This is a genomic window from Citrobacter sp. CtB7.12 (assembly GCF_001297795.1).
Lineage (GTDB): Bacteria > Pseudomonadota > Gammaproteobacteria > Enterobacterales > Enterobacteriaceae > Citrobacter_A > Citrobacter_A amalonaticus.
In genome coordinates, this window is the sequence record NZ_LIFT01000022.1 from 113,862 (window position 1) to 126,277 (window position 12,416).

10 protein-coding genes are annotated in these 12,416 nt (G+C 52.8%); 5 read left to right on the forward strand and 5 right to left on the reverse strand.

What is annotated here, in order from left to right; all coding sequences use genetic code 11:
- The first annotated feature begins 3 nt into the window (after positions 1-3).
- From AOY24_RS20265 to AOY24_RS20280, 4 genes are all read left to right on the forward strand, one after another.
- Complete coding sequence (locus tag AOY24_RS20265) at positions 4-1,335, forward strand: PTS sugar transporter subunit IIC (protein WP_042998692.1); 1,332 nt, start codon at positions 4-6, stop codon at positions 1,333-1,335.
- A gap of 20 nt (positions 1,336-1,355) precedes the next feature.
- The gene (locus AOY24_RS20270) at positions 1,356-2,738 is read left to right on the forward strand and encodes a glycoside hydrolase family 1 protein (protein WP_044263598.1); all 1,383 of its coding nucleotides are present in this window, start codon (positions 1,356-1,358) and stop codon (positions 2,736-2,738) included.
- Between the two features lie 12 nt (positions 2,739-2,750).
- A complete protein-coding gene (locus AOY24_RS20275) occupies positions 2,751-3,053 on the forward strand; it encodes a PTS lactose/cellobiose transporter subunit IIA (RefSeq protein ID WP_008786514.1) in 303 nt (100 codons plus the stop codon).
- Between the two features lie 326 nt (positions 3,054-3,379).
- The gene (locus tag AOY24_RS20280) at positions 3,380-4,759 is read left to right on the forward strand and encodes a carbohydrate porin (RefSeq protein WP_042998694.1); all 1,380 of its coding nucleotides are present in this window, start codon (positions 3,380-3,382) and stop codon (positions 4,757-4,759) included.
- A 111-nt stretch (positions 4,760-4,870) separates the two neighbouring features.
- Here the strand turns inward: AOY24_RS20280 and nepI are convergent, their stop codons facing one another.
- The 3 genes from nepI to AOY24_RS20295 all read right to left on the reverse strand — a co-directional run bounded on the left by nepI (position 4,871) and on the right by AOY24_RS20295 (position 8,052).
- On the reverse strand, positions 4,871-6,064 hold the full coding sequence (gene nepI / locus AOY24_RS20285) for a purine ribonucleoside efflux pump NepI (protein ID WP_044254545.1): 1,194 nt from the start codon (positions 6,062-6,064) through the stop codon (positions 4,871-4,873).
- A gap of 148 nt (positions 6,065-6,212) precedes the next feature.
- Positions 6,213-6,665, reverse strand: coding sequence for a DUF1198 domain-containing protein (locus AOY24_RS20290; RefSeq protein WP_042998696.1), 453 nt, complete (start codon positions 6,663-6,665; stop codon positions 6,213-6,215).
- Between the two features lie 52 nt (positions 6,666-6,717).
- Positions 6,718-8,052 carry an NCS2 family permease gene (locus tag AOY24_RS20295; RefSeq protein ID WP_042998697.1) on the reverse strand — a complete coding sequence of 445 codons (1,335 nt, stop codon included), beginning with the start codon at positions 8,050-8,052 and terminating at the stop codon, positions 6,718-6,720.
- 175 nt (positions 8,053-8,227) lie between these two features.
- On the opposite strand from AOY24_RS20295, the gene adeD reads away from it, so the two are divergent.
- Positions 8,228-9,994 (forward strand): adenine deaminase, encoded by a 1,767-nt coding sequence (gene adeD / locus AOY24_RS20300; protein WP_054177243.1) that lies wholly within the window; start codon positions 8,228-8,230, stop codon positions 9,992-9,994.
- 313 nt (positions 9,995-10,307) lie between these two features.
- Here adeD and AOY24_RS20305 read toward each other — a convergent pair whose 3' ends face one another.
- The gene (locus AOY24_RS20305; protein WP_054177244.1) at positions 10,308-10,700 is read right to left on the reverse strand and encodes a hypothetical protein; all 393 of its coding nucleotides are present in this window, start codon (positions 10,698-10,700) and stop codon (positions 10,308-10,310) included.
- Positions 10,701-12,416: RHS repeat-associated core domain-containing protein (locus AOY24_RS25075; RefSeq protein ID WP_200906166.1), on the reverse strand; the 1,716-nt coding region annotated here is incomplete at its 5' end. It lies immediately after the preceding gene.

Genomic DNA, 12,416 nt, shown 5'->3' on the forward strand with positions numbered 1-12,416 from the left:
ATTATGAGTTCGTTATATCAGTCAATGGTTGCTGTCATAGAACAATCCATCACCCCTCTTGCCGGTAAACTGGGCCAGCAAAAGTATGTGATTGCGATTCGTGATGGTTTTACCGCGGCGCTGCCGTTTATGATCATCGGCTCGTTCATGCTGGTGTTTATTTTTCCGCCGTTCTCTGCCGAAACCACCAACAGCTTTGCCCGTGGCTGGCTCGATTTCTCCGCCACGTATCGTGAACAGTTGATGCTGCCGTTTAACCTCAGCATGGGCGTTATGACGTTCTTCATCTCTGTGGGCATTGGCGCCAGTCTGGGCCGTCAGTTTAATCTCGATCCAATCATGTCCGGCCTGCTGGCGTTTATGGCCTTTTTACTGGTCGCCGCCCCGTATGCCGACGGGAAAATCTCCACCCAGTACCTTTCCGGTCAGGGGATCTTTACCGCGCTGATCACCGCCATCTATGCCACGCGCGTTTATGCCTGGCTGAAGCAGCACAACATCACTATCCGTCTGCCGAAAGAGGTTCCGACCGGCGTCGCCCGTTCGTTTGAGATCCTCATTCCGGTTCTGGTGGTCATTGCGACGTTACACCCGCTGAACCTGTTTATTGAAGCGCAGACCGGCATGATCATTCCGCAGGCGATCATGCACCTGCTGGCACCGTTGGTTTCCGCGTCTGACTCCCTGCCGGCGATTCTGCTTTCGGTCCTGATGTGCCAGATTTTCTGGTTTGCTGGTATTCACGGTTCGCTGATCGTCACAGGCATTATGAACCCATTCTGGATGGCCAACCTTTCCGCGAACCAGGCGGCGCTGGCAGCAGGCGCGGCATTGCCACACGTCTATTTACAAGGTTTCTGGGATCACTATCTGCTGATCGGCGGCGTGGGCTCGACTTTACCACTGGCCTTCCTGCTGCTGCGTAGTCGCGTTACCCATCTGCGGACGATCGGCAAAATGGGCATCGTCCCTAGCTTCTTCAACATTAATGAGCCTATTCTGTTCGGTGCGCCGATCATCATGAACCCGATGCTGTTTATCCCGTTCGTTTTCGTGCCCATGATCAACGCCGTACTGGCTTACACCGCAACCCGCCTGGGCTGGCTGGATCAGGTGGTGTCACTGACGCCGTGGACCACGCCCGCACCGATTGGCGCCTCCTGGGCGGCAAACTGGGCCTTTAGTCCGGTGGTGATGTGTCTGATCTGTATGGTGATGTCAGCGTTGATTTACCTCCCGTTCCTGCGCGCTTACGAACGTTCTCTGCTGAAGACAGAAGAGCAAAAAGCCCAGGATGCCGTCTCCGTGGCGAACGCTGCCCGTAGCAACTCATAATGAATCAAGGAGTCAGAACAATGAGATACCGTTTTCCTGAAAACTTCTGGTGGGGCAGTGCCTGCTCAGCGCTGCAAACCGAAGGGGATAGCCTGAACGGCGGCAAAAGCCAGACCACATGGGATGTGTGGTTCGACCGCCAGCCAGGTCGTTTCCATCAGGGGGTTGGCCCGGCGAACACCTCAACCTTTTATCAGCACTGGAAACAGGACATCGCGCTGCTGAAGCAGTTGAAACATAACAGCTTCCGCACCTCGTTAAGCTGGTCGCGCCTGATTCCAGACGGTACGGGCGAGGTGAATCCAGAAGCAGTGGCGTTCTATAACAACGTTATCGACGAACTGCTGGCACAGGGTATCACGCCGTTTATCACGCTGTTTCACTTCGACATGCCGATGGTGATGCAGGAGAAAGGCGGCTGGGAAAATCGTGACGTCGTGGAAGCCTTTGGCCGCTACGCGCAGACGTGTTTCGAATTGTTCGGCAACCGCGTTAAGCACTGGTTCACCTTTAACGAGCCGATTGTGCCGGTAGAAGGCGGCTATCTGTATGACTTCCATTACCCCAACGTGGTGGATTTCAGACGCGCAGCCACCGTGGCGTATCACACCGTGCTGGCGCACTCGACGGCGGTTCGCGCTTATCGTGCGGGCAACAACGACGGCGAAATCGGTGTCGTGCTCAACCTGACGCCTTCTTATCCGCGCTCACAGCATCCGGCGGATGTGAAAGCCGCGCACCATGCGGATCTGCTGTTCAACCGCAGCTTCCTCGACCCGGTGCTGAAAGGGGAATATCCGGCGGATCTGGTGGCGTTACTGAAAGAGTACGATCAATTGCCCGCCTGCCAACCAGGTGACGCACAGCTGATTGCCGATGGCAAAATCGACCTGCTGGGCATTAATTACTATCAGCCCCGCCGCGTAAAATGCCGCGATACCGCCATCAATCTGAATGCGCCATTTATGCCGGAGTGGTTGTTTGATTATTATGAAATGCCAGGCCGTAAAATGAACCCTTACCGGGGCTGGGAAATTTATGAGCCGGGTATTTACGATATTATTACCAATCTGCGTGATAATTACGGCAACCCGCGCTGCTTTATTTCTGAAAACGGAATGGGTGTAGAAAACGAACAGCGATTTATTCAGAACGGGCAAATTAACGACAGTTACCGTATTGAATTTGTCTCTGAACATCTTAAATGGCTACATAAAGGGATCAGTGAAGGCTGTCAGTGCCTTGGTTACCATATGTGGACCTTTATTGATAACTGGTCATGGCTCAACGGATATAAAAACCGCTATGGTTTTGTCCAGTTAGATTTAGACACGCAAAAACGTACGGTGAAAAAGAGCGGCGAGTGGTTCGCCAATACCGCCGAACATAACGGATTCGATTAAGAGATATTTACAATGATTGCATTAGAAGAAGCAGTAATGGAAATTATCGTCAATGCCGGACAGTCCCGCAGTCTGTGCTTCGAGGCGCTTCACGCTGCGCGTGCAGGCAACATTGACGAGGCGAAAAGCCTGCTTCGGGAGGCGGACGGTTACGCCCGTCAGGCCCACCACATGCAAACCAAATTGATCGAACAGGATGCCGGGGAAGCCCGGCAACCCATGACGTTAATTATGGTGCATGCGCAGGATCATTTAATGACATCGCTGCTAGCCCGCGAACTGTCAGAAGAAATTATTCATCTCTACCAACGTTAATTTAAATCTATACCCAATGGATTTCGAGTTGCGTCGAGGCGGCAAGAGAGAATTCCCTGGTGCTTACTCAACTAAGTGACTGGGGTGAACGAACGTAGCCAACAAAGAAACAGCTTGAAAGTCGAAGGGTAATAATAATAAACGGAGACGCTATTACGATTAAATAAACGCATTCTGTACCCGCACCTATAAATAACAGATCAACTTGTTTTGGTGATAGCGAATTACACCAAGGCGGGATGGTTATTATCTTAAAATAAATTAATGCGCACATCTCTTCAGAATGCTCAATGCAAACTGAAGGATAAAACGTAAATGAGATAACCATGAACATGATAAAAAAACTTCCATTAGCCATGGCGGTCGTGGCCGCGCTTTGCCCGATTTCTGTACTCGCACAGGAATTTACGCAGGAACAAATCGACGCCATTGTCGCCAAAGCCGTAGACAAAGCCCTTGCGGAACGTCAGGCGAAAATGGACGCTGCTGTGGCGAAAAAAACCGATGTGATTGTTGAGCCGCAAAGCGCCGCGCAGTCACCCGATATGGCCATCCCGTTCGGTGTGAAATTCAGCGGCTATGCGCGTTACGGCGCGCACTTCCAGAGCGGCGATCAGAAGTACGTCGGCGTGGACGGTTCCTATAACGGCGCGTCCGCCATTGGTCGTCTGGGTAACGAAGGCAACGGCGGCGAATTCCAGCTTTCCAAAGCATTCAAAGGCGACAACGGTGCGATCTGGGATATCAACGTGATGATCGACCACTGGGGCGACGAGGTGAACCTCAAAAAGGCCTACGCAGGGGTGACCAACGTTCTGGAATCCAACCCGAACGCCTATATCTGGGCGGGGCGCGACTTCCACCAGCGTCCGCAACAAGGGATCAACGACTACTTCTGGATGAACCACGACGGCCAGGGCGCCGGGGTGAAGAACTTCGATATTGGCGGCGTGCAGTTTGACGTGGCGACCGTGGCCGCCGTGGAATCGTGCAGCCCGGAAGTGATGGAAGATGAGGCCAACCCGTCACGCATCACCTGTACCGGCGGTTCCGGCACCGGTGACAAAGGCAACTACGCCGTGACCTCAAAAATCCACGGCATGAAACTCGGTCCGTTAGATCTGGAAATTTACGCCAACTACGGCTTTGACTCGAAAGCGGTCGATAGCGACGATCGCCTGAAGGCCTGGCAGGGCGCGTTTGTCGTCAGCCACACCAATGACAGCGGCGTCAACAAAGTGATCGCCCGTTACTCTGACAACTCCGACAACAGCGTCTACAACAAAACCGACGATCTGACCGCGATTTACGCCAGCTTCGAAGGGAGTCATAAATTCACGCAACAGGCGCAGGTTGAATACCTGTTGGCATTCCATGACTACGACAACAGCGCCGATCAGAGTGAAAATCGCAAGAACTATGGTGCTATTGTGCGTCCAATGTACTTCTGGAACGACGTGCACTCCACCTGGCTGGAAGCGGGCTATCAGCGTGTCGACTATGATAACGGCGGCGATAACAAAGGCTGGAAGCTGACGCTGTCGCAGAACATGTCGATTGCAATGGGGCCGGAGTTCCGCCCGATGCTGCGCTTCTACGTCACCGGCGGCAAAGTGGATAACGACCGCACCGCTCGCGTGAACGGCACGGATGACGAAACGCTGGACGATTTCAACGTCGGCGCGATGTGGGAAGCGTGGTTCTGATGAGCCATATCGCGTTATGCCGGATGGTGGCATAAATGCCTTATCCGGCCTACAGGTCTCCGTACCGTAGGTCGGATAAGCGCAGCGCCATTCGACAAACAGAGTGTGAGATCATTGCATACCCTTTATGCGAACTTTCGCTGCCACCAGAAGCGCCGTCAGCAGCATCAGGCTGCCGGAGAGCATCAGGGGCGACAGCAGGCCAAGGTTATCGAGTGCATAGCCTCCCACCGCGGCCCCACAGGTATTGGCAAGCTGGATCACGGCGACCTGGACGGATCCAGCCTTTTCTGCCTGATCGGCAAGCGACCGGGTAATCCATGTCGACCACCCCACCGGCACCAGCGCAAACGCCAGTCCCCAGATAATCGCAATACCCGCCGCCACAATCTTGTCGCTGCCCCACAGCGTAAGCACCAACGCACTCAGCGCCAGTACCAGCGGTGCACCGGCTAATGCCAGCTTGACCGAGCGTTTAAGAATCACAGACGACAGCGAGGTGCCAACAAAACTGGCGATGCCAAAGCTCAGCAGCACCAGCGTCAGGCCATCGACATCAAAGCCCGCCAGATTCATATACACCGGGCGGATATAAGTGAAGAACGCAAACTGGCCGGCAAAGGACATAAAGATGGCGATCATCCCTGCCGCAACACCGGGACGATTCAACAAGCTGAACATGTTTTGCTTCTGATGAGAAGGCTCACCGGGCAGCGACGGCAGTGATTTCACCACCCAGACCATACACAGCACGCCCATCACCGCTGCGGCGTTAAAGACGTGACGCCAGCCAATAATGCCGCCTAAAAAACTGCCCAACGGCGCAGCAATCACCAGCGCGATAGAAACCGCGCCGAAAATCACTGATAGCGCTTTTGGCACGGTACGCGGCGGAACCAGGCGCATGGTCAGCGACGCCGACATCGCCCAGAATCCACCCAGCGCCAGTCCCAGACAGGCTCGTCCCACCAGCAACAACGCAAAGGAGTTGGCAAAAGAGACCAGCAGGCAGGAGAGGGTCAGTAACACGGAGAACAGAATCACCACATAACGACGATCCGTTGCCTGAATGATCTGCGTGATAAACAGGCTGGCAAACATGGCGACAAACGCGGTGACAGTCACCGACTGTCCGGCAACGCCTTCAGAAATCCCCAGGTCCTGCGCCATTGGCGTCAACAGACTGACAGGTAAAAACTCGACGGTAATCAGGCAAGCGACACAGAACGCCACGGCAAATACCGCCGACCAGTTCGGGCGGGCGACAACGTCAGCGCGGGTTTTTTCTTCGATACATTCACTCATTTATGCTACCTGCGTGGTGTTCTGGTGGAAAAGTCACGCAGTGTAACATTTTAATTGTGACGCATTTAACGTTTTGGCAACTATTTGTCCGATGGCTACACCTGCCTTACGCTTCACTTGCGTAACAACATTCTTATCCATATTGCTCTTAATGCAGCCAGTGCACGCCGTCTTCTGGCTGAAAAAAAGCGTTGTAGCGCATCTGGAAGGCGTTGATGTCCTGCATATCCGGATCAACCTCGCGTAAGAAACCGAGCGCCAGACGTACCTGCGCATCGGTGACTGGCGCAGCCAGCCTGGCCTTTTGCAGCAGGCGATGCCACTGCAACAGGTTCTGCTCGCTGCCGTCCACAATGACGCTCTGCCAGATCAACAAAACCTGAGCGGCATTTTGCAGATGTGACTCGTCGGGGCGATGGAGATACTGCATAAATGCCTCACCCTGCACTTTTCCCATCTGATCGATCATCGATTCTACCGCCACCACATCAATATTCAGGCGCTCGCTCAAGCGGCGAATCGCCCGCCGGGATCCGGAAGTGAGTACCCGAAACCCGATAACAAACACCACCGCCAGTGTGGCCAGCATTATCCAGATCATGCGTTCTCCTGCTTTATCAGCGCTCATGATATCTGGAAACGGTCCGTGAATACTAATCCACCAGAATGATTTTCAGCGCAAAAAGCACCGCGACCACAACGACGCACAGGTTCAGTTCCCGCCAGCGTCCGGTAAACACTTTCATGATGCAGTACGACATAAAGCCAAGCGCGATCCCCTCAGTAATGGAAAAACTAAAAGGCATCATCACCGTGGTGATAAACGCAGGAACCGATTCGGTTAAATCATCCCAGTTAACGCGGGAAAGGCTGGAGGTCATCAGCACACCGACAAAGATCAGCGCGCCTGCCGTTGCATAAGCGGGAACCATACTCACCAGCGGAGAAAAGAACATCACCAGCAGGAAGAGCACACCAACCACCACCGCCGTCAGGCCGGTACGCCCGCCAACCGCCACGCCCGAGGTACTCTCAATATAAGCCGTCACAGACGAGGTGCCGATAAACGCCCCAGCAACCGAGCTCACACTGTCGACATACAGTGCCCGCCTCATACCAGGAAACTTACCGTCGCTACCGATTAACCCGGCTTTATCCGTCACACCAATTAATGTTCCTGATGAATCAAACAAATTGATGAGCATGAAAGAAAAGATAATCCCGGCCAGATTAAGCGATAAAGAACCACTTAAATCGACCTCACCCATCACTCCGCTAATACTGGGAGGCACAGAATAAATGCCGCTAAAATGGACATCACCGAAAAATAACCCACAGCAGGAGGTGACGACAATAGAGACCAGCACCGCAGCATGAAAATGACGTGATGACAGCACGGTAATAATAAAGAAACCTAAAATACCCAGTAATACGCTGTGGGAGCTTAAGTTACCAATGGTCACCAGGGTGTCTTTATTTGCAATAATGACGCCCGAATTTTTTAATCCCATCAACGCAATAAATAAACCAATACCACTGGTGATGCCGATACGTAAATTAATCGGGATATTGGAAATCATCCAGTAACGGATGCGAAAAAGGGTGAGTAAAAATAGTCCGACCGCCCCCCAGAAGATAGCCCCCATTCCCGTTTGCCAGCTTACCCCCATTGCTCCCACCACCACAAAGGCAAAAAACGCGTTCAATCCCATCGCCGGCGCTAATGCAACGGGAAGGTTAGCGACGAGGCCCATCGCGATGCTGCCAATACCGGCGATGAGACACGTGGTGACAAACACCACTTTGGGGTCCATCTGCGCGGCCCCAAGTATTTGCGGGTTAACAAAAACAATGTACACCATCGTTAAAAACGTCGTCATCCCGGCAATCGTTTCGGTCCGCACGTCGGTGCCATGCTGGCGGAGTTTAAATAATCGCGAAAGGTGATTTGAATCATGCTGCACGTCATCACTGATATCATTATTCATTTTTCTCATCCATTTATGAAGATATAAGCAGGCCTCATTTAAAACATCTCCTGTCTTTAATTCAGTGATTGTAATCACAATGCAAATGCCCGTTAATCGATAAACTTAAAATAATTACCAGGTATTTCTTAATGATAAATAATAATCAAATTGATAAAATCAAAATGAGAAAAATATGAATAACAGCATAAGTCATAAATTTCATTATATTAGCCGTCAGGAACAGCAAGAATTGTTAGCCGTTGCACGCGGCGAAGCGGTTGCTGATTATATTATTGATAATGTCATCCTTCTCGATATTATCAATGGCGGAGAAATGACTGGCCCTATTGTGATCAAAGGGCGGCATATCGCGGGCATCGGGGCGGAGTATCGTGACGCTCCGGCATTACGGCGCATCGACGCCCACGGCGCAACGGCGGTACCCGGCTTTATCGACGCTCACCTGCACATTGAATCCAGCATGATGACGCCAGTGACCTTTGAAACCGCGACGCTGCCGCGCGGGCTCACCACCGTCGTGTGCGATCCTCATGAAATCGTCAATGTGATGGGCGAAAAAGGATTCTCCTGGTTTATCCGCTGCGCCGAACAGGCGAAGCAGAATCAGTATCTGCAGGTGAGTTCCTGCGTTCCCGCTCTGGAGGGATGTGATGTGAATGGCGCACATTTCTCCCTCGACCAGATGCTGGCCTGGCGCGATCACCCGCTGGTCGCCGGACTGGCCGAAGTGATGGATTACCCAGGCGTCATTGCCGGACAAAATGCGCTGCTCGACAAAATGGACGCTTTTCGCCATCTGACGCTGGACGGTCACTGCCCAGGACTGAGCGGTAAGGCGCTCAACGCCTACATCGCCGCCGGGATCGAGAATTGTCACGAGAGCTACACACTGGAGGAGGGGCGTCGCAAGTTGCAACGCGGAATGGCGCTGATGATCCGCGAAGGTTCCGCCGCCCGCAACCTCGACGCGCTGGCACCGCTGATCAACGCTTTTAACAGCCCACAGTGCCTGCTCTGTACCGACGATCGCAATCCCTGGGAAATTGCGCATGAAGGGCATATCGACGCCCTAATTCGCCGGCTGATTTTACAGCATAACGTCCCGCTACACGTCGCTTATCGCGTCGCCAGTTGGTCTGCCGCTCATCATTTTGGCCTGCGCCATCTTGGCTTGCTGGCCCCCGGAAAACAGGCGGATATTGTCCTGCTCAGCGATGCCCGCAACGTGACGGTACAGCAGGTGTTTGTCAAAGGAGAACCCGTTGACACTGAACGTCTGAAAGCCGATGAACCGGCAAGGCTGGCGCAAACCGTTCCGCCGTATGGCAATACCATTGCGCGCCACCCCGTTTGCGCCAATGACTTCCCGTTGCATTTCACCCCCGGCAAACGCTATCGGGTGATCGATGTTATCCCTAACGAACTGGTGACAGGCGCCAGTGACTGCGAGTGCACCGCGGAGGGCTTCGATCGTCATGATATTTGCTATATCGCCGTGCTTGAACGCTACGGTCGCCAGTCGCCCCCGGCCTGTAGCTTATTAGGTGGATTCGGGCTGCGTGAAGGCGCGCTGGCGGCCACGGTCAGCCATGACAGTCATAATATTGTGGTGATCGGTCGCAGCGCGGAAGAGATGGTTCTGGCGGTTAATCAGGTGATTGACGATGGCGGCGGGCTTTGCGTCGTTCGTAACGGCCAGGTGCAATGCCACTTGCCGCTGCCGATTGCCGGGTTAATGAGCACCGACACCGCCGATTCGCTGGCGGAGCAGATCGATGCGCTAAAAGCAGCAGGTCGCGAATGTGGCTCTCTGCCCGACGAGCCGTTTATCCAGATGGCGTTTCTCTCCCTGCCGGTGATCCCCGCGCTAAAACTCACCAGCCAGGGGCTGTTTGACGGTGACACGTTTACCTTCACTTCCCAGGAGATCGCTGACTGATTAAGGGTCGCCTAACCAGAGAATATAAAAGGGGAACTAAATACTGAATCTCAAGTGCTTATACGTGCCTGCTGTGGTTCATGATACTCGTGTCGGGTGTCGTACATCCTGTCTCGTTACCCCACTGCTGCCCCGGTAGACGGATAAGCTGTTCCTGTTTTGCGGGTTATTCTCCCGCAGTCAGATTCTACGCACCACGCAACCCGTCTTTTAACGTCAGCCAGCGGCTGGGGGTATGCCCCGGTGGGCGGAGCGGTTGCTCCAGTCACTCAGCAGAATGTAATAGTGAAATAGCGCAGCGTCCGTTTCAATATCATAACGCTGGCCTTTTATCTGTATTAATTGATATAGCTGGCTTGCTACATATTAATGCCTTAAGATTTTCCTTTCTATTGTTTGTGATACTGTCGCAAACTCTGCTAGCCCATTCTACTTCACTCTTTTCCAGACATTGAATTTTCTTATCGCTCATCGTTCTAATGTTAGGCGTTGCATCTCCATTTAATAACATCCATGTTTCATTTTTTTTCATAAAACATTTCCCATCATATTCAAATATATTAGGTGTGAATATATTATCAGAATCCCATGCTACGACTTGCTCGAGGGCTGTATTATCTTGATACTCTAACCCGGCATTGTAATAGTCGCAAGATGTAATTATCATGGGGGTTATTACTGCCAATATCTTCCCAATTATTTTCATCTATTTTACCTCTTGAAATTTAAATGGGAATCCAGTGAAAGAACCTTTAGGTATAATATATCTTTGAGAACCATAAAGCTCACCGAGCACTTGTAGGCTTATAGGTGAATTTGTATTCATAGTGGGGTTACTAAAGCCACACGCCTCAAAAATCATGTTCGTCCGGCTAAAACAGTTATTTGCAATAGGAAGAGGCCCGAGGCTAATAGTTTTTAGGTTTTTATTAAGGTCGATTGCCTTATTCATCATACATTGTTCTTCTTCATCTGTTGTATCTATTATCCAAATCCAAGTATCTCTACGGGGTTGCATCTTTTTAAAATAATCAGACACAGAAGCTCCCATCTCATCCCCAGTTCCCGAACTCATTAATCCATACCGATTTGCTGCGGCAGCATGCCCAAAAGGATTATCAGGAACGGGACCGTTACCTATTAACATAGTACTAAGCCCTAATGGATCAACGTATTGCACTGGATTCAGTGGATATGAATATGCGTTTTTCCCCCCTTCCAACCCAATCGGGTCCTGCGTGATATACCTTCCCTGTAACGGGTCGTAGTACCGGTGCCGGTTATAATACAGTCCGGTCTCTTTATCATACTGCTGTCCCGGCAAACGAATAAGCTGTTCCAGGTTATGCGGGTTATCTTCCCGCAGCACATTCCCCCATTCATCAAACTCTGCGCGCCATGCAATGGCCCCGTTAACGTCAATCAGCGCCAGCGGCAGCCCCCGGTGGTCGCAGTGGTACAGGTGGATTTTGCGCTCCGGCGTGTATTCCGGCTCCAGCTGATTTTTCATCTGCTCCGGCGTCAGGCCGCACTGTGCCAGCCACGTCCGGCTGGCTTCGCTGAGTTCCCCGCGCCGTAGTTCCGCTTCCAGATTATCCACCATCGCCACCAGTTCCGGCGGGAAGGTCACGTTTGCTTCCTGCTGAAATTTCTCTGCCAGCGTGCGGCGGGTGGCTCTGGTCAGTTCTCCGGTTGCCGTTTCAATACGGATGAGCGGGGTGAAGCTCCCCGGCAGGTACACCGTCTGGATGCGGGTTTTGTCCGTCTGCGTGGTGGTCAGCCGGTCGCCATCCTGGCCGTACCACACGGTTTCCTGCAGCGCTGGTTGTGAACACGAACCATCGTGAAATACCGTACATGCCCACACCCGTTTGCTGATGCGGCGGCCCGGCGGGTCGTAAAGATAACGGCTTTCCGTCAGCACGTTGCCTGCCTGCATCCGGCGGTAGTGCACCAGCCGGTGCTGGTTATCATACTCATAATGATGCGACAGGCTGCCGTGCGGGTGTATCCGGCGTTCATCTTTCTCCGTCAGCCTGCCGTGTTCGTCATAATGATAAAAATTCTCCACATCCTGGCTGATGCGGTTATCCCGGAAATGGTCCGGCAGCATCGGGTATTTATCCCGCTGCGCTGTCCGGTTGCCCGCCGGGTCGGTGAACGTCCACTGCGCCAGGTCGTGGTGGGGCGATGTGATATGTGTACTGAGCAACCTTCCGGCGTCGCCGTACTGATAATCCCGCTGCTCATGCTGCCCGCGGATGCGAACAAGCTGCCCGCCGCTGTTCCAGGTGTAGTCGCGGTTAAGCTGAAGAATGCTGAGGTGATGGCTCTGTAGCTGACCGCCCGGCGTGTATGCCGTGGTCAGGTCGTATTCGCCGAAGCGGCGCTGCGTTTCCCGGTGCAGGCGGTCGCGGGTGAA

Bases quoted from the DNA above. Each gene is read 5' to 3' on its own strand.
- AOY24_RS20265 (WP_042998692.1), top strand. From the start codon at position 4: ATGAGTTCGTTATATCAGTCAATGGTTGCTGTCATAGAACAATCCATC.
- AOY24_RS20270 (WP_044263598.1), top strand. From the start codon at position 1,356: ATGAGATACCGTTTTCCTGAAAACTTCTGGTGGGGCAGTGCCTGCTCA.
- AOY24_RS20275 (WP_008786514.1), top strand. From the start codon at position 2,751: ATGATTGCATTAGAAGAAGCAGTAATGGAAATTATCGTCAATGCCGGA.
- AOY24_RS20280 (WP_042998694.1), top strand. From the start codon at position 3,380: ATGAACATGATAAAAAAACTTCCATTAGCCATGGCGGTCGTGGCCGCG.
- nepI (WP_044254545.1), bottom strand. From the start codon at position 6,064: ATGAGTGAATGTATCGAAGAAAAAACCCGCGCTGACGTTGTCGCCCGC.
- AOY24_RS20290 (WP_042998696.1), bottom strand. From the start codon at position 6,665: ATGATCTGGATAATGCTGGCCACACTGGCGGTGGTGTTTGTTATCGGG.
- AOY24_RS20295 (WP_042998697.1), bottom strand. From the start codon at position 8,052: ATGAATAATGATATCAGTGATGACGTGCAGCATGATTCAAATCACCTT.
- adeD (WP_054177243.1), top strand. From the start codon at position 8,228: ATGAATAACAGCATAAGTCATAAATTTCATTATATTAGCCGTCAGGAA.
- AOY24_RS20305 (WP_054177244.1), bottom strand. From the start codon at position 10,700: ATGAAAATAATTGGGAAGATATTGGCAGTAATAACCCCCATGATAATT.